Annotated in this window: 23 protein-coding genes; 14 read left to right on the top strand and 9 right to left on the bottom strand. The window is 64.1% G+C overall.

Going from position 1 to position 23,234, the window contains the following annotated elements:
• Nucleotides 1-16: 16 nt before the first annotated feature.
• Nucleotides 17-316 (bottom strand): DUF1244 domain-containing protein, encoded by a 300-nt coding sequence (locus tag AB433_RS02225; protein ID WP_047819744.1) that lies wholly within the window; start codon nucleotides 314-316, stop codon nucleotides 17-19.
• Nucleotides 317-417: 101 nt separating this feature from the next.
• On the opposite strand from AB433_RS02225, the gene pyk reads away from it, so the two are divergent.
• From pyk to AB433_RS02210, 3 genes are all read left to right on the top strand, one after another.
• Nucleotides 418-1,887 carry a pyruvate kinase gene (pyk, locus tag AB433_RS02220; RefSeq protein ID WP_245626559.1) on the top strand — a complete coding sequence of 490 codons (1,470 nt, stop codon included), beginning with the start codon at nucleotides 418-420 and terminating at the stop codon, nucleotides 1,885-1,887.
• Nucleotides 1,888-1,981: 94 nt separating this feature from the next.
• Nucleotides 1,982-2,983 (top strand): threonine aldolase family protein, encoded by a 1,002-nt coding sequence (locus AB433_RS02215; protein ID WP_047823113.1) that lies wholly within the window; start codon nucleotides 1,982-1,984, stop codon nucleotides 2,981-2,983.
• Nucleotides 2,980-3,909 carry a DMT family transporter gene (locus tag AB433_RS02210; protein ID WP_082134755.1) on the top strand — a complete coding sequence of 310 codons (930 nt, stop codon included), beginning with the start codon at nucleotides 2,980-2,982 and terminating at the stop codon, nucleotides 3,907-3,909. Before AB433_RS02215 ends, AB433_RS02210 begins: the two co-directional genes overlap by 4 nt.
• Here the strand turns inward: AB433_RS02210 and AB433_RS02205 are convergent.
• The gene (locus AB433_RS02205) at nucleotides 3,865-4,683 is read right to left on the bottom strand and encodes a Rossmann-fold NAD(P)-binding domain-containing protein (RefSeq protein WP_047819743.1); all 819 of its coding nucleotides are present in this window, start codon (nucleotides 4,681-4,683) and stop codon (nucleotides 3,865-3,867) included. The genes AB433_RS02210 and AB433_RS02205 overlap by 45 nt on opposite strands.
• Before the next feature lie 115 nt (nucleotides 4,684-4,798).
• Here AB433_RS02205 and pepN point away from each other — a divergent pair, with 115 nt between their 5' ends.
• Genes pepN through AB433_RS02190 form a run of 3 tightly spaced genes read left to right on the top strand, consistent with a single transcriptional unit; the run spans nucleotide 4,799 to nucleotide 8,654 of the window.
• Nucleotides 4,799-7,450 carry an aminopeptidase N gene (gene pepN / locus AB433_RS02200; RefSeq protein ID WP_047823110.1) on the top strand — a complete coding sequence of 884 codons (2,652 nt, stop codon included), beginning with the start codon at nucleotides 4,799-4,801 and terminating at the stop codon, nucleotides 7,448-7,450.
• Complete coding sequence (gene pgeF / locus AB433_RS02195; RefSeq protein ID WP_047819742.1) at nucleotides 7,450-8,211, top strand: peptidoglycan editing factor PgeF; 762 nt, start codon at nucleotides 7,450-7,452, stop codon at nucleotides 8,209-8,211. The genes pepN and pgeF overlap by 1 nt, the downstream gene beginning before the upstream one ends.
• Nucleotides 8,208-8,654 (top strand): protein-tyrosine phosphatase family protein, encoded by a 447-nt coding sequence (locus AB433_RS02190; RefSeq protein ID WP_047819741.1) that lies wholly within the window; start codon nucleotides 8,208-8,210, stop codon nucleotides 8,652-8,654. Before pgeF ends, AB433_RS02190 begins: the two co-directional genes overlap by 4 nt.
• Here AB433_RS02190 and AB433_RS02185 read toward each other — a convergent pair.
• The 3 genes from AB433_RS02185 to AB433_RS02175 all read right to left on the bottom strand — a co-directional run bounded on the left by AB433_RS02185 (nucleotide 8,651) and on the right by AB433_RS02175 (nucleotide 10,930).
• The gene (locus AB433_RS02185) at nucleotides 8,651-8,848 is read right to left on the bottom strand and encodes a hypothetical protein (protein ID WP_047819740.1); all 198 of its coding nucleotides are present in this window, start codon (nucleotides 8,846-8,848) and stop codon (nucleotides 8,651-8,653) included. The two genes, AB433_RS02190 and AB433_RS02185, sit on opposite strands and share 4 nt — an antisense overlap.
• Nucleotides 8,849-8,935: 87 nt before the next feature.
• On the bottom strand, nucleotides 8,936-9,829 hold the full coding sequence (locus tag AB433_RS02180; protein WP_047819739.1) for a dienelactone hydrolase family protein: 894 nt from the start codon (nucleotides 9,827-9,829) through the stop codon (nucleotides 8,936-8,938).
• A gap of 90 nt (nucleotides 9,830-9,919) precedes the next feature.
• A complete protein-coding gene (locus AB433_RS02175; protein ID WP_047823108.1) occupies nucleotides 9,920-10,930 on the bottom strand; it encodes an NAD(P)H-dependent flavin oxidoreductase in 1,011 nt (336 codons plus the stop codon).
• 241 nt (nucleotides 10,931-11,171) lie between these two features.
• Here AB433_RS02175 and katG point away from each other — a divergent pair, with 241 nt between their 5' ends.
• The 4 genes from katG (at nucleotide 11,172) to AB433_RS02160 (ending at nucleotide 16,362) form a co-directional block, all read left to right on the top strand.
• Nucleotides 11,172-13,373, top strand: coding sequence for a catalase/peroxidase HPI (gene katG, locus AB433_RS02170; protein ID WP_047823106.1), 2,202 nt, complete (start codon nucleotides 11,172-11,174; stop codon nucleotides 13,371-13,373).
• Between the two features lie 266 nt (nucleotides 13,374-13,639).
• On the top strand, nucleotides 13,640-13,810 hold the full coding sequence (locus AB433_RS20315; protein ID WP_156170646.1) for a hypothetical protein: 171 nt from the start codon (nucleotides 13,640-13,642) through the stop codon (nucleotides 13,808-13,810).
• 165 nt (nucleotides 13,811-13,975) lie between these two features.
• Entirely contained in the window at nucleotides 13,976-16,129 is a 2,154-nt protein-coding gene (locus tag AB433_RS02165) for a TonB-dependent receptor (protein ID WP_047819738.1), read from the top strand.
• A gap of 53 nt (nucleotides 16,130-16,182) precedes the next feature.
• Entirely contained in the window at nucleotides 16,183-16,362 is a 180-nt protein-coding gene (locus AB433_RS02160) for a hypothetical protein (RefSeq protein WP_156170645.1), read from the top strand.
• Between the two features lie 178 nt (nucleotides 16,363-16,540).
• Here the strand turns inward: AB433_RS02160 and AB433_RS02155 are convergent, their stop codons facing one another.
• Nucleotides 16,541-17,809, bottom strand: coding sequence for an aspartate kinase (locus AB433_RS02155; protein ID WP_047819736.1), 1,269 nt, complete (start codon nucleotides 17,807-17,809; stop codon nucleotides 16,541-16,543).
• Between the two features lie 63 nt (nucleotides 17,810-17,872).
• Here AB433_RS02155 and ubiG point away from each other — a divergent pair, with 63 nt between their 5' ends.
• On the top strand, nucleotides 17,873-18,625 hold the full coding sequence (ubiG, locus tag AB433_RS02150; protein ID WP_047823103.1) for a bifunctional 2-polyprenyl-6-hydroxyphenol methylase/3-demethylubiquinol 3-O-methyltransferase UbiG: 753 nt from the start codon (nucleotides 17,873-17,875) through the stop codon (nucleotides 18,623-18,625).
• Nucleotides 18,626-18,675: 50 nt separating this feature from the next.
• Complete coding sequence (locus AB433_RS19285; protein WP_053058936.1) at nucleotides 18,676-19,305, top strand: DUF4259 domain-containing protein; 630 nt, start codon at nucleotides 18,676-18,678, stop codon at nucleotides 19,303-19,305.
• Between the two features lie 12 nt (nucleotides 19,306-19,317).
• On the opposite strand, the gene AB433_RS02140 is transcribed toward AB433_RS19285, so the two are convergent.
• The 3 genes from AB433_RS02140 to AB433_RS02130 form a co-directional block, all read right to left on the bottom strand.
• A complete protein-coding gene (locus AB433_RS02140; protein WP_047819735.1) occupies nucleotides 19,318-20,004 on the bottom strand; it encodes a DUF2059 domain-containing protein in 687 nt (228 codons plus the stop codon).
• A gap of 68 nt (nucleotides 20,005-20,072) precedes the next feature.
• Nucleotides 20,073-20,864, bottom strand: coding sequence for a siderophore-interacting protein (locus AB433_RS02135; protein WP_245626558.1), 792 nt, complete (start codon nucleotides 20,862-20,864; stop codon nucleotides 20,073-20,075).
• Between the two features lie 51 nt (nucleotides 20,865-20,915).
• Nucleotides 20,916-21,263, bottom strand: a complete 348-nt coding sequence (locus AB433_RS02130) for an ArsC family reductase (RefSeq protein ID WP_047819734.1) — start codon at nucleotides 21,261-21,263, stop codon at nucleotides 20,916-20,918.
• Between the two features lie 98 nt (nucleotides 21,264-21,361).
• Here AB433_RS02130 and aroC point away from each other — a divergent pair, with 98 nt between their 5' ends.
• Together aroC and ahpC are read left to right on the top strand one after the other, a co-directional pair.
• Complete coding sequence (gene aroC, locus AB433_RS02125; RefSeq protein ID WP_047819733.1) at nucleotides 21,362-22,432, top strand: chorismate synthase; 1,071 nt, start codon at nucleotides 21,362-21,364, stop codon at nucleotides 22,430-22,432.
• 137 nt (nucleotides 22,433-22,569) lie between these two features.
• Nucleotides 22,570-23,136, top strand: coding sequence for an alkyl hydroperoxide reductase subunit C (ahpC, locus tag AB433_RS02120; protein WP_047819732.1), 567 nt, complete (start codon nucleotides 22,570-22,572; stop codon nucleotides 23,134-23,136).
• Nucleotides 23,137-23,234: the final 98 nt, after the last annotated feature.

Genomic DNA, 23,234 nt, shown 5'->3' with positions numbered 1-23,234 from the left:
CCGGCCAACCGCTTCGTCAGCGGTTCTTAACCACGCTTGCTTCCATCCGCGCCAGTTGCTCGGGCGTGGCGGGGGTCTGGTAGCGGTCTTTCCATTCGTCCATCGGCATGCCGTGGATCACGGCGCGCGCCTCTGCCTTGTCGCCTTCGTACCCGGCATCGCGGATCCAGTCGGCAAGGCAGTTCCGGCAAAAGCCCGACAGGCCCATCAGGTCGATGTTCTGCGCATCGTGGCGATGTTGAAGGTGCTTGACCAACCGGCGGAATGCGGCGGCGGCGACTGCGTCGGACAGGTCGTCGACAGTTGTTTCGGGCATGGGCTAATTCTCCGTCTGCAAATGCGGCAATGCGGTTGCCTTGGCTGCGACAAGCCAATAGGCCCGCAATCGTGTTCCCTCAACACAGGCGTCTGCCCACTGTGACCAAGTTCGATCCGCGCGACCGCAAGATCAAGATTCTCGCCACCCTTGGCCCCGCCAGCCGCGATCCCGACATGATCGCGCGGCTCGTAAAGTCCGGCGCAGATGCGTTCCGCGTTAACATGAGCCACGGCGAGCATGAAGCGCACGCCGAAACCATCGCAGAAATCCGCAAGCTGGAGGCGAAGATCGGACGCCCGATCGGCATCCTGTGCGACCTGCAGGGACCGAAGCTGCGCGTGGGTAAGTTCAAAGACGGCAAGGCGGTTATCCCGCACGGTCGCCACTTCACGCTGGACCGGCGGGACGAGCCTGGGGACGAGACCCGCGTGCAATTGCCGCACCCCGAACTGTTCGGCCTGTTGGAAAAGGGCCAGCGCCTGCTGGTCGACGACGGCAAGATCCGCCTTCGCGTGATCCGCGCCGGTGAAGACGAAATCCTGTGCAGCGCCGAAGTCGGCGGCGTCATCTCGGACCGCAAGGGCGTGAACGTGCCCGATGCGGAAATCCCGATTCCGGCACTGACCGAAAAAGACCGCCGCGATCTGGCATTCGCGGTTGAGCACAAGGCCGACTGGATCGCGCTGTCGTTCGTGCAGCGGCCAGAGGACGTGGCAGAGGCGCGCCGGTTGATGGGCGGATATGGCGCGCTGATGGCCAAGATCGAAAAGCCGATGGCGATCCGGCACCTCGACGCGATCCTTGAACTTTCGGACGGGATCATGGTCGCGCGCGGGGACCTGGGCGTCGAACTGAACCCCGAAGAAGTCCCGCCGCTGCAGAAACGTATCGTCGAACAGGCACGCGCGGCGGGCAAGCCGGTCGTCGTCGCGACGCAGATGCTGGAATCGATGATCGAAAGCCCGGCACCCACACGGGCCGAAGTGTCCGACGTCGCCAACGCGGTCTACGACGGGGCCGATGCGGTCATGCTGAGCGCCGAAACAGCCGCGGGCCAGTGGCCGCAGGAAGCGGTGACGATCATGGACCGCATCGCCAATCAGGTTGAGAAAGACCCCGGCTATGTCCGGCGCATCCGCCTGACCGGGGTAGAGCCTGACGCGACGACATCCGATGCATTGGCCGCCGCCTGCTCCTCCATCGCCAGCACGCTGCGCATTGCGGCGATCACGGTGTTCACTGCATCGGGTAGCAGCGCGCGGCGTGTCGCGCGCGAACGGCCCAGCGTGCCGCTGCTGGTCCTCACACCGTCGACGACGACGGCACGACGGCTCGCCCTGCTGTGGGGCGTGCATGCCGTGCGGACGAAGGACATCGGCAGTTTCGAAGAGATGATCGGCAAGGGCAAGCGCATGACCCTGCGCCATGGCATGGGCAAGGCCGGGGGCCGGATCGTCGTGCTGGCGGGCGTGCCGTTCGGAACGCCGGGCGCGACGAACCTGCTGCATGTCGTGAACCTGCAAGGGAACGAACTGGACGGGTACGAGGATCCGTCTTCGGACGACTGATGCTCGATCGCACGTTGGCGATACAAAGGTTGCACGCGTAACCGGCTTGACGCGCGCGTGGGCCGGTCGCAAGGCCCGGTACATGTCCACGCCCATGCTTTTCGTTTCCGACAACACCGCCCCCGTTCACCCGCAGGTCTGGGACGCGATGCGCGCCGCCGACGCGCCCGACGCACCCTATGACGGCGACGCGCTCAGCCAGCGGCTAGACGCGGCGTTTTCCGCGCTGTTCGATCGCGAATGCGCGGTGGTGTGGACCAGCACCGGCACGGCGGCAAACTGCCTTGCGCTGGCAACGCTGGTGCCGCCCTATGGCGGAGTGGTCTGCCACGACGACGCGCATATCGAACAGGACGAGGCAGGCGCGCCCGAATTCTATACCCACGGCGCAAAGCTGATGCTGGCCCATGGCCCGCATGCAAAGCTTACGCCCGAAAACATCGCCGCCGTCGTCGATCCGATCCGCGACGACGTGCACCGGGTGCAGCCCTGCACAATCGCGATCACGCAGGCGACAGAGCAAGGGTGCACTTATACGCCAGGCGAGCTGGCCACACTGACCGCCTATGCCCGTGCCAAGGGCTTTAGCGTGCACATGGACGGCGCGCGCTTCGCCAATGCGGTCGCGCATCTTGGCTGCTCTGCGGCAGAGGCCGGTCCTGCGCATGGCATCGACACGCTGACATTCGGGATGATCAAGAACGGCGCGATGGGGGCAGAGGCGCTGATCCTGTTCGACCCCGCCAAGGCCGCCGAGGCCAAGCGTCGCCACAAGCGCGCCGGGCAGTTGCAGTCGAAAGGCCGCTTCCTTGCCGCCCAATTGCTGGCGATGCTGGACGGCGACCTTTGGCTGGCCAACGCCCGCGCCGCCAATGCTGCCGCCACAGCGATCGCGGGCGCGGCGGTGCATCGCCTGCTCTATCCGTGCGAGGCGAACGAGGTTTTCGTACGCTGCACCGCAGAGGAGCGCGCCAACCTGCGCGATCAGGGCTTCGTGTTCTATGACTGGGGTCCGGACGCCGCCCGTTTCGTCGCCGCGTGGAACACGCCTGCCGAGGCGGCACAAGCACTGGCGAAAGCCATCGCATCGTTATGAGCGACGTTCCCACCGCGCCGGTCGCAGGCCGCCATCGCCTGCCGTTCAGCGACCCCCGGGTCTTTGCGCCGTTCATCCTCGTCGCGCTGATCTGGGGGTCGACATGGCTGGTCATCAAGGACCAGATCAGCGACGTTCCGCCCAGTTGGAGCATCGCCTATCGCTTCATGCTGGCCTGTGTCGCGATGCTGGTCCTGCTGGCCGTTAGGGGCGAGAAATTGCGGGTCAGCCGCGCCGGAATACCGGTCGTGATCCTGATTGGATTGTCGCAATTCGTGCTGAACTTCCACTTCGTCTACCGGGCGGAACTGGCGCTGACATCGGGCATCGTCGCGCTGTTCTTCGCGCTGATCATGATCCCGAACTCGATTTTTGCCTGGTTCGTTCTGCGCGAACGGGTTTCTTGGGGTTTTGTCGCCGGATCGGCCGTCGCCATCGTCGGCGTGTCGCTGCTGCTGGTCCACGAATACCGCGCGGCGGGCGTTCGCGAAGGGGTGACGCTGGGCGTCGTGCTGGCGGCGCTGGCCACGATGTCCGCATCGGTTGCCAACATCACGCAGGCGACCGACCGTGCCCATGCGCAGCCGTTCCTGCCGATGCTGGCGCTGGCCATGATCGTCGGCACCGCGATCAACGTCGTTATCGCGCTGGTTCTGGACGGGCCGCCCGTGTGGGACCCACGCCCAACATACCTGATGGGCATCGCCTATCTCGGTATCGTGGGATCGGTCGTGACCTTCCCGCTATATTTCACGCTGATCCGCCACATGGGCGCGGGACGCGCGGCCTATGTCGGAGTGGCGACGCCGATCCTTGCCATGCTGCTGTCCACCATGTTCGAAGGGTTCGGGTGGACGATCATCACGGTCTGCGGCGCGGCGCTAGCCTTCGTCGGTCTGATCATCGCGCTCAAGGCACGCCGCTAACCCCTCGCGATAGGTGGGATAGATCGGCGCCCAGCCCAGCACCCGCTTCGCCTTGCCGTTCGCGACACGGCGGTTTTCCGCATAGAATCCGCGCGCCATCGGCGACAGGTTCGCCTCCTCCAGCGTCTGAATCGGCGGAACCGGCACGCGCAGCATCTGGCAGGCGTGTTCGATCAACTCGTTCTGCGAACAAGGGTAATCGTCGGCGAGGTTATAGGCCCCCGCCGGAGCATCCAGCCCCAGCGCCACGCCCTGCGCAATGTCCTCGACATGGACGCGGCTGAACACCTGCCCCGGAATGTCGATCCGATGCGCCCGCCCCTTGCGCACCCGGTCCAGCGCCGAGCGGCCCTTCCCGTCTGAATTGGGTCCGTAAATGCCGGGCAAACGAAACACGCGCGCGCCCAGCGCCAACCAGCGCGCATCCGATTCTGTCCGCGCGCTGCGCCGTCCGGTGCCGACCGGCGAACTCTCGTCCACCCACGCCCCGCCCGCATCGCCATAGACGCCGGTGGAGGACAAGTACCCGATCCACCCACGAAACCCCGCCAGCGCCGCGCCATAGGTATCGAGCACCGGCTCTGCCCCATCGCGCGCGGGCGGCACCGAGGACAGCACCGCATCCGCCTCTGCCAGTGCGGCATCAACCGCCGCCGCATCGCCAAACACGATGTCGCCGTCGCTGCCCGTCGCCCGCACCGACCAGCCACCCTGCGCCAGTCGCGCCGCAATGTGCTTTGCCGAATAGCCGAGGCCGAAGATCAGGACGCGCATGAAACGGGCGCATAAACCCCACATCCGGGCCAATGCCATGCTTTTTTACGTATCTTGGCCACGGCTTGCATCATTTGATCTTGAGAATGCCGGACAGAAGCGCATCTATCTGGCCATGGATATCGCGACGAACCCCTCAAACCCCGCCGGAAACCCCGAGATGGCCGATGCCGCCGTAGAGCCGCACGATCCGGCCACGATCTTCCGCAACAATTACACCCCGCCTTCGTGGCTCGTGCCCGAGATCAGTCTCGACTTCGACCTCGGCACCGAACTGACCAAGTGCGTCGCAACGCTGAAGGTAGAGCGCAATCCCGACGGCGATGGCGACCAGACGCTGCACCTGTGCGGCGACAATATCGCGGTCATGACCCTGAAGGTCGACGGCAACGATGCCGAGGGTTGGTCGATGAGCGGCTCCAACCTGCTGCTCCCCCTGCCCGGCAGCGCGCACGAAGTGACGATCGAAACACACCTTCACCCGGCAACGAACAGCCAGCTGATGGGCCTGTACGCCAGCGGCGGGATGCTCTGCACCCAGTGTGAGGCCGAAGGGTTCCGCCGCATCACCTTCTTCCCCGACCGGCCCGACGTCCTGTCGCGCTATACCGTGCGGATGGAAGGGCCGAAGGACCAGTTCCCGGTGCTGCTCTCCAACGGCAACCTTGCCGACAGCGGAGACGGGGCCGACGGTCGCCACTGGGCGGTCTGGGACGATCCGTGGCCAAAGCCGAGCTATCTTTTCGCGCTCGTCGCCGGGCAGCTTGTCGCCAACCGCGATACCTTTACCACTTGTGGCGGCCGCAAGGTCGATCTGGCCGTCTGGGTCCGCGAAGGCGATCTTGAGCGTACCGACCACGCGATGCGCAGCCTGATCGCATCGATGAAGTGGGACGAGGAAACGTTCGGCCGCGAATACGATCTGGACCAGTTCAACATCGTCGCCGTGTCCGATTTCAACATGGGCGCGATGGAGAACAAGGGGCTGAACATCTTCAACACCCGCTACGTTCTCGCCGATCCGGAAACGGCGACCGACGGCGACTATGACGGTGTCGAAGGCGTGGTCGGCCACGAATACTTCCACAACTGGTCGGGCAACCGTATCACCTGCCGCGACTGGTTCCAGCTGAGCCTCAAGGAAGGCTTCACCGTGCTGCGCGACCAATTGTTCAGCGCCGACATGGGCAGCGAGCCGGTCAAGCGGATCGAAGACGTACGCATCCTGCGCGCCGCGCAGTTCCCGGAAGACAGCGGGCCGCTCGCACACCCGATCCGGCCAGATTCCTATCAGGAAATCAGCAACTTCTACACCGCCACCGTCTATAACAAGGGTGCCGAAGTCATCCGCATGATGAAGACGCTGGCGGGTGACGATGCGTTCCGCAAGGGCACCGATCTCTATTTCGACCGGCACGATGGAGAGGCCGCGACTTGCGAGGATTTCATCAAGTCGATGGAAGACGGCGCGGGTCTGGACCTGACGCAGTTCCGCCGCTGGTACGAACAGGCAGGCACGCCGCGCGTGACGATGCAGTCGGAATTCGACCAGTCGACCGGCACGGTCACGCTGCACTTCACGCAGAAGGTTCCGGCCACCCCCGGCCAGCCCAACAAGCAGCCGGTGCCGATCCCGCTGAAGGTCGCGCTGTTCGACCGTGACAGCGGCACCCATACTGGCGAGAAGCTGCTGGTGCTCGACAAGGCCAGGCAGGACTTCACCTTCGACGGTTTCGCCAAGCCGCCGGTGGTCAGCGTCAATCGCGCCTTCACTGCGCCAATCCAGCTGGATGCAGAGGCGCATGACGACGACCTCGTCTTCCTTGCAGCAAACGACGACGACGCCTTCGCCCGGTACGAGGCGCTGCAACAGCTCGTCACCCGCGAACTGCTGGGCACGATCGAGCATGGCCCCGACGAAAAGCGTCGCGGTGCGATTGCCGAGGCGATGGGCAAGGTTCTGGACGACGACCAGATCGACGACCTGATGCGCGGCGAGCTGATGATGCTGCCCTCCATCGCCTTCCTGCTGGAACTGGCCGCACCCGCCAACCCGGTGGCGCTGCACGAAGCACGCGAGCGGCTGAAGGGCCACATAGGCACCCGCCTGCGCGACAAGCTGATCGCGCTGCACGAACGCGCCAGTGCCGTGCCCTATGGCCTCGACGCCGATGCCCGCGGTGCGCGCAAGGTGAAAACGCAGGCGCTGGTCATGCTGGCCGCCGCCGACCAGAAGGAAGCCGCCGCCCGCGCCGCAGCGCAGTATCGCACCGCTACGAACATGACCGACCGACAGGGCGCGATGATGGTGCTGGCCGGGATCGATTGCCCCGAACGCAGCGAACTGGTGGCCGATTTCCACAAGCGGTTCGAAGGCAATGCCCTTGTCATCGACAAGTGGTTCTCGCTTCAGGCCAATGCACTTGATCCCAAGGTTCTGGACACGGTCGAGGCGCTGGCGAAGCATCCCGACTTCACGATCAAGAACCCGAACCGCGTGCGCAGCCTCTACATGACGATGGCGGGCAATGCCGCCGCGTTCCATGACGAGAGCGGGCGCGGCTATCGCATGATCGCCGATCTCGTCCTCGCGCTCGACCCGATCAACGCGCAGACCGCCGCGCGCTTCATCCCGGCGCTGGGCCGCTGGCGCAAGATAGAGCCGGGTCGTGCCGCGCTGATGCGGGCAGAGCTGGAGCGGATCGCCGCCGCCCCGAACCTGTCGAAAGACACGCGTGAGCAGGTGAGCAAGAGCCTCGACGGCTGATGGTCGACAGGATTGAGACGAAATCGCTGAACGGTGTTGCGCACGGCTTCCTCGGGCGGCGCGGCGGGGTATCGACCGGGCAATATGCCGGGCTGAACGTCGGCACCGGGTCCGACGACCTGCCCCGCGCGGTCGAAGCCAATCGCACCATTGCTGCAGAGGCCGTGCTCCCCGGCGCGGAACTGGCGACCGTCTATCAGGTCCACTCCGCCGAGGTGGTGCGGATCGACACGCCCTTCCCGCTGGACGCGCGGCCAGAGGCGGACGCGATGGTCACCGACCGGCCCGGCGTCTTGCTGGGCATCCTCACCGCCGATTGCGCGCCGGTGCTGTTGGCCGATACGCAGGCGGGCGTGATCGGCGCGGCCCATGCGGGCTGGCGCGGAGCCTTTGCGGGCGTGTGCGACCATACCGCCGCCGCGATGGAAGAATTGGGCGCCGACCGCAGCCGCATCGCCGCCGCCATCGGCCCCTGCATCGCTCAGGCAAGTTACGAAGTGGACGAAGGGTTCTACCTGCGCTTTCTGGCCGAGGACGAGGCGTTTGACCGTTTCTTCAAGCCGGGGCGCGTGGGCCATCACCAGTTCGACCTCGCTTCGTTTGTCGCCGCCGATCTGGCCAAGGCAGGCGTTACCCGCGTGGAGATCACCGGACACGATACCTATGCGGACGAAACGCGCTTCTTCTCCTACCGCCGCGCGACGCAGGCGGGGGAAAGCGGATACGGTCGCCAGATCAGCCTGATCGGGCTGCCTGCGTGACCGATCCTGTCGGCATTCGCGCATGGCAAAGGCTGGATGCGCGGACGACGACTTCGGGTGCCCCGACTGCCGACGACATAGCCGCTCTGGCCGGCATCTGCGTGCGGCACGTGATCAATCTGGCCCTGCCCGGCCACCCTGAAATCCTCCCGGACGAGGGCAAGGTCTGCGGCGAACACGGCATCGCCTATACCGCGATCCCGATCCCTTTCGACCACCCGACCGAGCAACACTATCGCCAGTTCCGCGCCGCCATTGCTGGGAACGATCCCGTACATGTGCATTGCGTGATGAACTGGCGCGTCTCGGCCCTGTTCTATCGCAGCAATGTCGAGAACGGCATGGATCGGGACAAGGCGCTGGCCATGCTTACCCGGCAATGGGATCCACGCACTGCAGACAACCCCGCCGCCCGGGCGTGGGCCAGCCTGATCGGGCTCTAGTGCGCGATGGGCAGCAGCATCCGGCCCAAACAAGAGATCGACAGCACCAGCGTATAGACGATCCGCACCCGCAGCAGTTGCTGCGCCAGTTCGCGCGCGGAACTGACGCCGACGATGCTGAGCAGATAGAGCGCGGCCATCAGCAGCGGCAGAGCCGGAAGGCTTCGCACGAAACTGGCCAGCAATGCGTTCATTGGTGCGCTCCCCCCGACAGGGCAGTGACTATCGGGGCGGCGCGTTAAGGTTTGCGCCGTGGACAGCGCGGAACACTACCTATCGGGTTACATCGCCTTGACCAGCGACAGGAACGCGGCATAGGCGCGCTCCGCCTCCGGCTTGTCATAGGCGGGGCTGTCGGGAACGGTCCAGCCGTGGTTTCCGGCATAGACATCGACCGTGCCGGATGCCCCCGCCTCTGCCAACGCGGTCTTCAGCGCCGGCTCCGCGCCCGGTTCCTTGGCCGCATCGTCCTGCGCGATGGCGATCAGGTAGCTGGCGGTCGGCACGATCATCTTGTGCGGGCTTGTCGCCGCATCGGTCACCAGCCCGCCGCCGTGCATCGATCCGGCAACCTTGACCCGTTCGGGCGAGCCGTGTGCGGCGTAGATCGTCCACGATCCGGTCATGCAATGCCCGCGCGCGCCGATCCCGCGTGAGGTATCAACCACGTCCTGATCGTCCAGCCATGCGACGATGCTGGCGGTATCGGCCATCACGGTGTCGGCGCTGAACCGGTCGCGCCAGGGGGTCACGGTCTGAAAGCCCCCGTTCTGCGCGAAGTCGGCGAAATCCTGGAACATCGCATGGCCTTCGTCGCGCCAATAGGGATCGGGTACGATGACGGCGAAACCTTCGGCGGCCAGCCGTTCGCCCATCGCCTTGCTGGCGGGGCGCACGCCCGCGATGTCGGGCCACATGATGACGGCCGGATGATTGCCCGACGCAGGGTGATAGAACCAGCCGCCCATCGTGCCGGTCGCAGTCGGGATCGCCACTTCGCCGCCCAGCACGCCGCCGCCCGTGACCGCCGCGACAGAGGGATCGGCATCGACGCCCGCGTCAGTCGCGTTACAGGCGGCAAGGATCGCGCTGCCCCCCGCCGCGGCAATCACGCCGGAAAAGTCGCGGCGGCTGTAGCCACGCGCAAATCGGGCTAGCTGTTCCTGGTCACACATCGATCGTCTGCTCCTGCCTGCCCATCCGGGGGCGGAGGATAAGACCCTGATTGCAGGGCGCAAGCCCCCTCGGATCAGCGCCCTATCAACTCAGCGACGAGTCAGCGCGCTCTCACTCTCGGCCAGCAGTTCGGCGATGATGTCGGCAACCGGCTCTTCCTTTTTCACCATGCCGACCGACTGCCCGGCCATCAGCGATCCGTTCTCGACATCGCCGTCGATCACCGCGCGGCGCAGGGCACCGGCCCAGTAATGCTCGATCTGCAATTGCGCCTCGCCCATGTCGATGCCTTCGCCGTCCAGCAGGTTGGCGACTTCGCGCTGCTTCGCGGTGAACAGTTCGGTGCCCTTGTTCTTCAACGCGCGCACGGGGATGACCGGCAGGCGCGGATCGACCTGCACGCTGGCCACCGCATCGCGGGCCCCGGCGCGAAAGAACGCCTTCTTGAAATCGGGGTGCGCGATGGATTCGGTCGCACAGGCAAAGCGCGTTCCCAGCTGCACGCCCGCCGCGCCCATTTCCAGGTATCCGGCAATCGCCTCACCCCGGCCGATGCCGCCTGCCACGAAGACAAGGTGATCTTCGGCCAGTTCAGGCAGGAATTCCTGCGCCAGCACGCTGGTCGCGACCGGTCCGATATGGCCGCCCGCCTCCATCCCTTCGATAACCATCGCATCCGCGCCCGAACGCAGCAGCTTCTTCGCCAGCGCCAGCGTCGGCGCGAAGCAAATCACCTTGGCTCCGCTTTCCTTGATCCGGTCAACGCTGCCCTTCGGCGGCAGTCCGCCCGCCAGCACCACGTGGCCCACGCCATGTTTCGTGCAGACGTCGATCAGGTCCATGATCTGCGGGTGCATGGTGATCAGGTTTACGCCGAACGGCCTGTCGGTGCGCTTCTTCGTCTCGGCAATTTCGTTGTCGAGCAGGTCCGGCGTCATCGCTCCGCAGGCGATCACGCCAAATCCGCCCGCGTTGCTGATCGCGGAAACGAGGTTGCGTTCCGATACCCAGCTCATCGCCCCGCAAAGGATCGCGTGGTCGCTGCCAAGGAATTCGGCGCCGCGCCGCATCAGGGCGCTTGTCTTGGAATAGGTGGTCATGGCTTTGCCGATTAGTGCGCGGCGAAGCGGGCGGCAAGTGCGACGGGTCCGTTCGGTGGATGGAGTCGCCCCGTTGACAGCGTTTTTGCGCAGCATCGTTTGCAGCACAAATGTAGCATTGATCGAAAAAGCCACTGTCAGTGTGCGGGATAGATCGTTTCAACTATTCAAGGCAGAGGCGTAGCCTTCGCAAATCTTGGATGGTGATGGTGCAAAGCAATCCCGCAAGGAGGATGTCAAAATGGACGTAGCGACTGGATCGATGCCCGGGGGCGGTTGCCCCTTCAACCACGGTGACGGCGGTGTTCGCGGCCTGTTGGGCCGGACCAACCGGGATTGGTGGCCCGACGCTCTCCAGCTTGAAATCCTGCACCAGGGCGGCGTTTCGCCCGACCCGATGGGCGACGATTTCGATTACAAGGAAGCCTTCAACGCGCTGGATTACACCGCGCTGAAGAAAGACCTGACCGACCTGATGACCGATTCGAAGCCGTGGTGGCCGGCGGACTATGGGCATTACGGCCCGTTCTTCATCCGCATGGCATGGCACGCCGCAGGCACCTATCGCACCGCAGACGGTCGCGGCGGGGCCAACAGCGGTCAGCAGCGGTTCGCCCCGCTCAATTCCTGGCCGGATAACGCCAACCTCGACAAGGCACGCCGCCTGTTGTGGCCGATCAAGCAGAAGTACGGCAAGCACATCAGTTGGGCCGACCTGTTCGTGCTGACAGGCAATGTAGCCATCGAATCGATGGGCGGGCCGGTGTTCGGCTTCGGCGGCGGCCGGGCCGACGTTTATGAGCCCGAGACCGACGTATACTGGGGCACAGAGGAAGAGTGGGTGAACACGGGTGCCGAAACCCGCATTCAGCCCGACAAGGAAATGGCGCTGGAAAACCCGCTGGCCGCGATCCAGATGGGCCTGATCTACGTAAATCCCGAAGGTCCGGGTGGCGTTCCTGATGTCGAAGGCTCTGCCCGCGACATTCGTGAAACGTTCAAGCGCATGGCGATGAACGATGAGGAAACCGTTGCGCTGACCGCCGGTGGTCATACCTTCGGCAAGTGCCACGGCGCTGGCGATGCCAGCCTGATCGGCGCAGACCCCGAAGGCGCGGACATCGCGTTTCAGGGCCTTGGCTGGACCAGCGGTTTCGAAAGCGGAATGGGGGAGCACACCATCACCAGCGGCATTGAGGGTCCGTGGACCAACACGCCGTTCGAATGGTCGCAGAACTATTTCCGCCTGTTGTTCAAGTACGATTACGAGCTGACGAAGTCGCCCGCAGGCGCGAACCAGTGGACGCCGAAGAACCCGGAAGAGGCGGACATGGCGCCCGACGCGCACGATCCGTCGAAGAAGGTGCCGACGATCATGACCACCGCCGACATGGCGATGAAGGTCGACCCGGCATACCGCAAGATCAGCGAACGGTTCCGCGACAATCCGGACGAATTCGCCGATGCCTTTGCCCGCGCGTGGTTCAAGCTGACCCACCGCGACATGGGGCCAAAGTCGCGCTACCTTGGCCCCGAAGTGCCGGAGGAAGACCTGATCTGGCAGGATCCGATCCCCGCCGGATACAACCCCAGCGCCAACGAAGTCGCCGATCTGAAGAAAAAGATCGCGGACAGCGGGCTGACCATCAGCCAGCTGGTCAAGACCGCGTGGGCGAGCGCCAGCACGTTCCGCAAGTCCGACCATCGCGGCGGCGCGAACGGCGCACGCATCCGGCTGGCCCCGCAAAGCGACTGGGCCGTCAACGAGCCGAAGGAACTGCAAAAGGTTCTGGAGGTCTATGACGACATCAAGGGAACGACCAAGGTTTCCATCGCTGACCTGATCGTGCTTGGCGGTTGCGTCGGCGTGGAGCAGGCGGCGAAGGCCGCGGGCTTCAACGTCGAGGTGCCGTTCACCGGCGGTCGCGGCGATGCGAGCGAGGAGTGGACCGATGCCGAAAGCTTCGAACCGCTGGAACCGCAGGCCGATGCCTTCCGCAACTACCTGTCCACCAAGATGAGCGTGAAGACCGAAGAACTGATGCTCGACCGCGCGCAATTGCTGGGCCTGTCGGCGCCGCAGATGACGGTGCTGATCGGCGGCTTGCGCGTGCTGGGTGCCAATCACGGGGGCAGCAAGAACGGCGTGCTGACCGAGCGAGAGGGCCAGTTGACCAACGACTTCTTCGTCAACCTGCTTGACATGGACACCGCGTGGAAGGTGGTGGACGAAAGCGGGGACGAGGAATTCGTCGGGTCCGACCGGGCCAGCGGCAAGGAACGCTGGCGCGCCACGCGAACCGACCTGATCTTCGGGTCGAATTCGCAGCTTCGCGCGCTTGCAGAAGTCTATGCAGAAAACGGGAACGAGCAGAAGTTCGTAAACGATTTTGTGGCAGCATGGACGAAAGTGATGAACGCCGATCGGTGCGATCTGGATTAACCGGATCGGCCGTCGACCGAACCCGATGGCCATCTCCTCAAGGCCGGGCCCCCGATCCCCCAACATGACGGGGTTCGGCCACCCCAAGACGGAGAAGAGGCCGCCTCCCCGGACCTTGCGTTAAGCATGGTCCGGGGAGGTTCTCTTTTCATAAGCCCCTGAAAACGCATGTGTAACGCGGTAAGTGTGCGATTCACCACGTTTCGCAATCGAATCCCAACCATGATGACCGCATGATTCGCCCTTCAAACGAAAGGAGGAGGGCGATGCTGACATTGTTCATCCTGACGATTGCCGCTGGTGCGTTTCTGCTTTGGTACCTGCCGGTGCCGAAAGACCGGACGCGGCGCATGGCGACGCAAGTCGGCGGAACCACGTTGTTCGGAATCGGCCTGTGCGGGCTGGTGCTGCAATTGATGGGGCCGGTAAGCGCCTGACAGGGCAAAATTTTACTGACGGCTGATGGCACCGGGCATGGCCGCGGACCCGGTATTTGGCCGCGCGCTCAATAAGTGAGCGACGTGCGGCAATCGCCGGTTGTTTGGCGATAGCGTTCGCACAAACCTCTTGACGCTGGATCGCAGGCGTTTACTTGGCGAGATATGTTATATCATGCAAGACGCTCGGCACTGGCCGTTTCCGCGCTCACCGTCTCTACCCTGGCCCTCTGCACCGCGACTGCGGCCCATGCGCAGGATGCCGCGTCACCGTCCAAAGAGGCGGCGGGCAATGCCGATGACGATTACCACGACACCATCGTCGTGACCGCGCAAGGCATCGGACGGATCGATTTCCTTGCGGGAACCACGGTCGTCGGCGGCACCGACTTGCAGCGCAGCCTGGACGGGCAGATCGGCGAAGTGCTGGAAGGCCTGCCCGGCGTGACCGCATCGGGCTTTGCCCCCGGCGCGTCGCGACCGATCCTGCGCGGGTTTTCGGGCGACCGCGTCCGCGTGTTGATCGACGGCATCGGCGCCATAGACGCATCGAACACCAGCGCCGACCATGCCGTCAGCCTCGACCCACTGACAGCCCAACGTATCGAGGTGCTGCGCGGCCCCGCCACGCTTCTTTACGGCAGCAGCGCCATCGGCGGCGCGGTCAACGTCATCGACAAGCGCATCCCCCTGAAAGTGCCGGAAGAGCCGCTACACCTCGACGCCCTCGCCTCAATAGACAGCGCAGCCAATGCGCGAGAGGCCGGCGCGTCGGTCGATCTGCCGCTGGGTGGGAATTTCGTGATCCACGCTGACGGATCGTGGCGCGAGACTGACGACCTGCACGTTGCCGGTCGCCTGCTGTCCGACGATTTGCGCGCCGAAGTTCTGGCCGAAGCGGCAGAGGATGAGGCCGAAGACCCGGTACACGCCGCCGAACTGCGCGAAATGGCCAATGCCCGCGACGTCCTGCCGAACAGCAGCACGCGCACCAAATCCGCCGGTCTGGGCGCGGCGTGGATTGGCGACCGCGCGAACTTTGGCGTTTCGGTTTCGCTGTATGACACGCTTTACGGCGTGCCCACCGGCCCCGGCGTGGAACACGCGCACGGCGAAGAAGGTGAAGGCGAGGAAGCCGCAGAGGAAGAAGGCCCCGTCTCCATCGACCTTCAGCAGAAACGCGCCGACCTGCGCGCGGGGCTGCGATTCGACGGCGGCCCCTTTGCAGAGATCAACACCCGCTGGGGCGTCAGCGATTACGAACATGTCGAACTGGAGGGGGATGAGGTCGGCACGCGCTTCCTTGTCGACGGTGTGGAAGGGCGCGTCGAACTGGTGCAGCGCGAACGCGGCACGTGGTCCGGCACGCTGGGCGGACAGTTCTTTCGCCGCGATCTGGAGGCGATCGGCAACGAGGCTTTCGTCCCCGCCAACCACACCGAGCAGTACGGCCTCTTCGCCTTGCAGGAAGTCGGTCTGAGCTTCGCGAACCTAGAATTCGCGGGCCGGTTCGAACATGGCAAGGCGGACGCGCCCGGCGTTTCGCTCCACCGTACATTCGATGCGTGGTCGGGCGCGCTCGGCCTCTATCGCGAAAGCGACAGCGGCTTGCGTTATGGCGTGAACGTCAGCCGCACCGCGCGCATCCCGACATCGGAAGAACTGTTCGCCAACGGCCCTCACGCCGCGACCCAGCAGTTCGAGATCGGCGACCCCGACCTGAAACTGGAAACCGCCCTGGGCGGCGAAGTCTATCTGCGCGGGCGGGTCGGGCCGGTCGACCTGTCGCTGACCGGATATGCCAGCTGGTTCGACGATTTCATCTACCTAAGCCCGACCGGCGGCGAGGAAGACGGCTTGCCGATCTATCGCCAGCAACAGCAGGACGCGACGTACAAGGGGTTCGAGGCAGAAGCGACATTGCCGCTGGGCAATGCGGGCGGGTTCGATCTGTCGACCAAGTTGCAGGGCAGCTATACCCGCGCGACGCTGGGCGATGGATCACCGGTACCGCAAATCCCGCCGCTGTCGCTGGGCGGCGCGTTGATCGCCGCGTCGGATCGGATTGAAGGCCGCATCTCGCTCGACTGGAACGCGGCACAGAACCGCACCGCCGCTTTCGAGAGCGAGACCGATGGCTTCACCATGGTCGACGCCGCGCTGACTTGGAAACCGATGCGCGGGAACGAGAACCTGACCGTGATCGCTGCGGTCGAGAATTTGTTTGACGCCGAAGGCCGCCGCCATGCCAGCGTAACCAAGGATTTCGTGCCGCTGGCCGGTCGCAATTTCAAGCTGAGTGCGCGGCTCAGCCTGTAAACTTGAACCGACGTTTCCTTTCGCGCATCCTGGGCGCGAAGGGGGAATGCCAAATGGCGGATAAGAGCGAACCGGATACCGAAAAGGGCCTGCTAACCGGCCTTGTCCTGTGTTCGGCACTGATGGTGGTAAATAGCAGCGGCTTTCTCGACCTCGGCCACTTCGGAATCGGGGTCGCGCTGATGGCGCTGGTCTGCGCGATCGTCCTGCTATCGCGGCACAGCAGACGCTGACCCTTCGCTGTCCTACATCGGTGTGCGCGGGCAAAGTGGCCGGATGGCCACCTTCCCGCACCTTACCTTGAAATCGGCGCAGTCGATCAATCTGCCCGAAGTGATCGAGCGGATTTATCAAAGCTGTGTGTCAACTTTGTCAACTTCCAGCGCGCCGGGCGGCTGGAAGCGGCGCGAATCAGGCCGCTTCGTCTTTCGCGTCGAGGTCGTAGGCGGTGTGCAACACGCGCACGGCCAGTTCGGTCTCATCCTCGTCGATCAGGACAGAAACCTTGATCTCGCTGGTGGTGATCGCCTGAATGTTGATCCCCCGGTCGGCCAGCGCGCTGAACATCGTGCTGGCAACACCTGCATGGCTGCGCATGCCGACGCCGACGACGCTGATCTTCGCGACCTTGCTGTCGGTGATCACGCGGTTGAAGCCGATCGTTTCCTTGTGCTCTTCCAGCAGGGCCTGCGTGCGGACGAGGTCCGCGCCAGGCACCGTGAAGGTCACGTCGGTCTCACCCTTTTCGCGTCCGACATTCTGGATGATCATGTCGACGTTGATGCTGGCGGCGGCAAGCGGGCCAAAAATGTGCGCGACCGCACCGGGCTTATCGGGCACGCGGGTCAGGATGACCTTCGCCTCGTTCTTGTCGGCGGCGATGCCGGTGATCAGCTGGCTTTCCATTTCGGATCCTTCCAATTCGTCCTCACCCACGATCATCGTGCCGGGCAGGCTGTCGGCGGGGGGCGCATCATCGTCGATAAAGCTGGACAGAACCTGCACCCGCACGCCTTCCTTCATGGCCAGCGAAACGGATCGGGTCTGCAAAACCTTGGAACCGACCGAGGCCAGTTCCAGCATTTCTTCGTAAGTCACGGCCTTCAGCTTGCGCGCCTTGGCAACGATGCGCGGGTCGGTCGTGTAGACGCCGTCGACGTCGGTATAGATGTCGCAGCGGTCGGCCTTTACCGCGGCGGCCACCGCCACGGCGCTGGTGTCGGACCCGCCGCGGCCCAGCGTCGCCACGCGGCCATCGTCGCCGATGCCCTGGAAACCGGGAATCACCGCGATTTCACCTGCCTGCATGCTGGCGATAACGGTATCCGCCTCGATATGGCCGATGCGCGCCTTGGCATGGGCGTTGTCGGTGTGGATCGGCAACTGCCAGCCCAGCCACGACCGCGCCTTGCAGCCAAGCGCCTGCAGCGTCAGCGCGAGCAGACCCGATGTCACCTGTTCGCCAGCGGCAACGACGACGTCGTATTCGGCCGGGTCGTAAAGCGGGTTCGCCTCACGGCAGAAACCCACCAGCCGATCGGTCTCACCCGCCATCGCCGAAACGACGACGGCGACTTCATGGCCAGCGGCCTGCTGGCGGCGCACGATGTTGGCGACGCGGCGTATCCGCTCCGTCCCCGCCATCGAGGTGCCACCAAATTTCATCACGATGCGGGCCAAGGCCGCTACCCCTTTGTTCCGGTTCAACTGGAATCGATGTGGGCGCGCTGTTAGGGAATGGGCATGAGCAACGCAACTGTAACACGTGCAACCGGAACCGGCGCGACGATCCGGCCTGAAGAGGCCGCCCACTTTGCGGCCCACGCGGCGGACTGGTGGAACCCCAAGGGGTCGTCGGCCATGCTCCACCGGCTGAACCCCGTGCGGCTGACTTTTATCCGCGATGCGCTGGATACCCACTGGGGCAGCGATGTTGCGGGGCTGACGCCGTTGACGGGCAAGCGCGTGCTCGATGTCGGGTGCGGTGCCGGGCTGTTGTGCGAACCTTTGGCAAGGCTGGGCGCGGAGGTGACCGGCGTCGATGCCGCAAACGAGTCTATCGAGGTGGCGCGGGCGCACGCGGCGGGGATGGGATTGGACGTGACCTATCACGCCGGGGAACTGGCGGGGCTGGATGCCGCGCCGTTCGACCTCGTCACCGCGATGGAAGTGATCGAGCACGTGGCCGACAAGCCTGCTTTTGTCGCGGCTTTGGCGGATCGGTTGGCCCACGGGGGCCTGATGGTGCTGTCCACGCCGAACCGGACGGGTGCGTCGAAGCTGCTGCTGGTCGAGGCAGCGGAACGGCTTGGCCAGGTGCCGCGCGGCACGCACGACTGGGACGATTTCGTCACGCCGGAAGAACTGGGCGAACTGCTGGCCGATGCGGGGCTGGTGATGGGCACGCCGCGCGGAATCGGGTTCTCGCCGGTGAAGGGCCTGCACCTCTCCGACGATAGGAAGCTCAACTATATCGTCACGGCAACCCGGCGGTAACCATGGCACGCTAATCCATTCGCGGACATAATGATTGGGGGATCGGCATCATGGGCGCATGGGGCGCAGGTAGTTTTGAAAATGACACGGCGCTGGACTGGGCCGACGAGGTTGAGAGCGTCGGCGATGTCGAGGCCGTCTTTACCGGATTGCCGGAATATGACGGCAAGACCGATCTGGAGGCGGACGACGCCAGCCGCGTGATCGCCGCCGCCGAAGCGGTCGCGACGATGATGGGCCGCGTGGCAGAGGATGTGCCCGAAGAATTGCAGGAATTGCTGGCGGGCGCAGAACCGTCAGGCCCGCTGATCGAGATGGCCCGCAACGCCGTATCGCGCGTGATGAGTAGGTCCGAACTGCTCGACCTATGGGCAGAGGACGAAGAAGGCAGCGAGGCGTTCGGCAAGGCGATCACCGCGCTGGTCGACCGGCTGAACCCGGACATGAGCTGGGACCGGCCCACGAAGGAAGAGGTTGAGCAACAGGCTGGCCCGATCATGCCCTGCGTCTTTTGCGACGAGGGCATGACCGAGGACAACATGTTCTACCTCGGCTTTCGCGATTACACCGACCGCAATGGACTGTTCGGCGAACAGGGCATCTACTGCCACCTCACCTGCCTGAACGCGAAATTGCACCCTCGGCACATGGTACAGAACTGGAAGTTCGACCTGCGCTAGGGGTCTGCGGGCTCAGTCTGCGCCGGCCAGGTCCATCAACTGCTTGCGCTCGGCTTCGGACAGGTCCTCTGGCTTGCGCGGTTTGGGCAGGTGTGCGGTCGCTTCCTGCGCCTTGCCGATCAGGGCGGGCATGGCCTCCATGATCCTGGGCATCGACTCCTGCATCTTCGCCATCATCTTCGGGTCCATGAAGATCATCATTGAATTCGCGGCATACTTGCCGCCTGTGGGCGTGGCGAAGAACGCGGTCAACTCGTTCAATTCCGCGGCGCTAAAGCGATCGGCATAGGCCTCTGCCAGCCCCTCGCGCATCGCGGGTTCCATCGTGGTCATCACGTCGACCATGCCGTTCATGATGACCCCGTTGGTCAGTTGCATCCGTTCCATGAAAGCGGGGTCGAGGATCGCCATCATCTCTCGCAAGGTACCCTTGCCCAGCTTGTCCAGATCCTCCTTCGGAACGCCCATCTGACCGACAATGTCGCGCATCGGCATGTCGACCATGGCGTCCATCATCTGCCCGGTCATCTGCTCCATCGTGCCGCGCATCATGCGTTCGTACGTGCCTTTTGGGAACACGTAGTCGACCGTGGCTTCCGCCGCTTCCAACCGCGCGGCATCGCCTGCGTCCTGCGCCAGCGCGGGCGGAGCAAAAACGGCGAGTGTGAGCGCCGAAACGGCAGCGGCAAAAAATTTCATGAGTAAGCTCCCCTACATGATCCTTGCCCAAACCCTAGGCAGCAAGTGCATCAGAGGAAAGGATAAAGTTACCCGGCCAGCGCCCCGTCGACCTGCTTGGCGGCGCGATGCCCGGCATCGTCCTCACCATATTTCCAATAGCTGGAGATATAGAGGTGATCGCGATCCAACCCGCGCTCGTCGCGCAGATATGCGCGCAGGCCTTGCATCGAACCGAACTCCGCTGCGGCCCAGCCATATGTCGTGCCGTCAGACCATCCGCCATCGCGCAAAGCATCGGCGAGTAGGTCCGGCTGCGTACCGGGTTCGGGATTGACCAGCCAGCGCACCTCTACGCCTGCCGGATGGATCAGGTCTTGCTTGTCATCTTCGGACTGGACTTCGATCACAGCCAGTCCCTTGGCCTTGGCGGTCAGAGCGGCGAGGTTCACGCCAATCGCGGGCAGAGCGGTCATATCGCCCGCGATCAGATAACGATCCATATCGGGCCGCAACTGCTTGGCGGGACCGGGTCCGCCCGCCTCTATCGTGAAGCCGACTTCGACGGACAGCGCCCACTCAACGGCGGGTCCGGCATGGCCGCCCTCACCGTGAACAACGAAATCGACATCGACCGAATCCGCGCGCTGGTGCCGGATCGTGTACGACCGCACCGCCGGTTTTTCGCCATCGCCCGCAAAGCGCAGCTTGAAATAGCCACCCTCCGCATCAGGCCGCAGCGTCGCCATTCCATCTCCGCCTAGTGTCACGCGCATCATGTTCGGCGTGATCCTCTGCTTGCCGAGGACGGTGTACCTCTGCGGAGCGGGATGCTTGGGTTCGGAAATAGCGGGGCGGGCGGTGCCTTCGATCATGTTCATATTACCGCAAGATAAGAAACTGAGAATCGTTCGCAAGAGAAGCTTTGTCGTTTATTGTAACGCGATCGCCCATTCGGCAGCGTCAAAGCCGACCAGCAAGCCGCCGCCATGCTCCACCACCGGGCGCTTGATCATGGACGGGTGCGCCAGCATCAGCGCAATCGCCTTCTCCGCGTCGATGTCGGCCTTGTCCGACTCGTCCAGCTTGCGGAACGTCGTGCCTCGCCGGTTGAGCAGGAGTTCCCAGCCCTTGGTCTCGACCCACCGGCGCAGGTTTGCTTCTGGCACGTCCTGTTTCTTGTAGTCGTGGAAGGCATAGTCGATGCCCTCTGCCTCCAACCATTTGCGCGCTTTCTTCACGGAGTCGCAGTTGGGAATTCCGTACAGGGTCACGCTCATGCCTTGGCCATCCGATTGTCTTGGGTTGGGATGGACACCTCTCTAGCAACTGGACATTTGCCCGCAATCCGCCAAAGAGGCGCGCGAAAGGCTGCGACATGAGTTTCAATACCTTTGGCCGGGCACTCCGGTTCACGACATGGGGTGAAAGCCACGGCCCCGCGCTGGGCGCGGTGGTTGACGGGTGCCCACCGGGAATCGCCCTGACCGAAACCGACATCCAGCCGTTTCTTGACGCGCGCAAACCGGGCACCAGCCGCTTTACCACGCAGCGGCGCGAGCCCGACGAGGTCCGCATCCTGTCCGGCGTTTTCGAAGGCAAGACCACGGGCACGCCGATCAGCCTGATGATCGAGAATACCGATCAGCGGTCCAAAGACTATTCAGAGGTCGCGAAAAGCTATCGCCCCGGCCACGCCGACTATGCCTATGACGCCAAGTACGGTTTCCGCGATTATCGTGGCGGCGGACGAAGTTCGGCCCGCGAAACTGCAGCACGCGTCGCGGCGGGCGCGGTCGCAAGGCTGATCGTGCCCAGCGTGTCGATCCGCGGGTGGGTCAGCGCCATCGGCGGCGATGTCATCGACGAAGCGAACTTCGACGCCGAGCAGATCGGCCAAAACCCGTTCTTCTGCCCCGACGCACAGGCCGCAGCCCGCTGGGAATCGCTTGTCGACAAGGCGCGCAAGGATGGCTCCTCGCTCGGCGCAGTCGTCACGTGCGAAGCAACCGGGGTTCCCGCCGGTTGGGGTGCGCCGATCTATGCCAAGCTCGACGCAGACCTTGCCGCCGGAATGATGGGCATCAACGCGGTCAAGGGCGTTGAGATCGGCGACGGGTTCGAAGCCGCCACCCTGCGCGGCGAGCAAAACGCAGATCCGATGCGCCCCGGCGCGAACGGCCCCGATTTCGAGGCGAACCACGCAGGCGGCATTGCGGGCGGCATCTCCACCGGTCAGCCGGTGCGTGTGCGCGTGGCGTTCAAGCCGACCAGCTCGATCCTGATCCCCGTCCCCACCGTCACGCGCGAAGGCGAGGCGGGCGAAATCGTCACCAAGGGCCGCCACGATCCCTGCGTCGGCATTCGCGGCGTTCCGGTGGTCGAGGCGATGATGGCGCTGATATTGGCCGATCATTTCATGCTGCACCGCGCCCAATGCGGCGGCTAATCGAGAAAATCTTCTGATTTTTCCGCGATTGATCGGTTTTCTCGATCTTCGCCATCGCAACATTGCGCTTCAATCGTGCGATCCATCCCCTATCTGGAGCAGGCAAACACAACGCCTGTTTTAGGAGACAGATTCGCATGGGTATCATCGGCAGCAAAATTCAGCCGTTCACCGCCACCGCCTTTCAGGCCGGTCAGGACTTTTTCGACGTTTCGGACGCCGACCTTTCCGGCAAGTGGTCCGTGTTCTTCTTCTACCCGGCGGACTTCACTTTCGTGTGCCCGACCGAGCTGGAAGACATGGCCGACCAGTACGAAACGCTGAAGGGCATGGGCGTCGAGGTTTACGGCGTGTCGACTGACACCCACTTCAGCCACAAGGCATGGCACGACACCTCGGAAAAGATCGCAAAGATCAAGTTCCCGATGCTGGGCGACCAGCTGCACACCGTTTCGAAGAACTTCGGCGTGCTGCGTGAGGAAATGGGCCTGGCCGATCGCGCAACCTTCGTCGTCGATCCCGATGGCGTGATCCAGATCATGGAAATCACCTGCGAAGGCGTCGGCCGGAATGCCGTCGAACTCGTCCGCAAGATCAAGGCCGCGCAGTACGTGCGCAACAACCCCGGCCAGGTCTGCCCGGCGAAGTGGGAAGAAGGTAGCGATACCCTTGCCCCGTCGCTGGATCTTGTCGGCAAGATCTAAAGAGCCGGAGCGCCTCTCCACCCTCCCCCCAACCTTTGGAGGGGCACCGTCTCATCATGCGGCCCGGGGCACCATTTTCCGGAGCCCCGGGCCGTTTT

Source organism: Croceicoccus naphthovorans (assembly GCF_001028705.1).
In the GTDB taxonomy this organism is placed as follows: domain Bacteria; phylum Pseudomonadota; class Alphaproteobacteria; order Sphingomonadales; family Sphingomonadaceae; genus Croceicoccus; species Croceicoccus naphthovorans.
The sequence above is the reverse complement of the archived record's forward strand: the minus strand, read 5'-3'. Positions and strand labels throughout refer to the sequence as shown.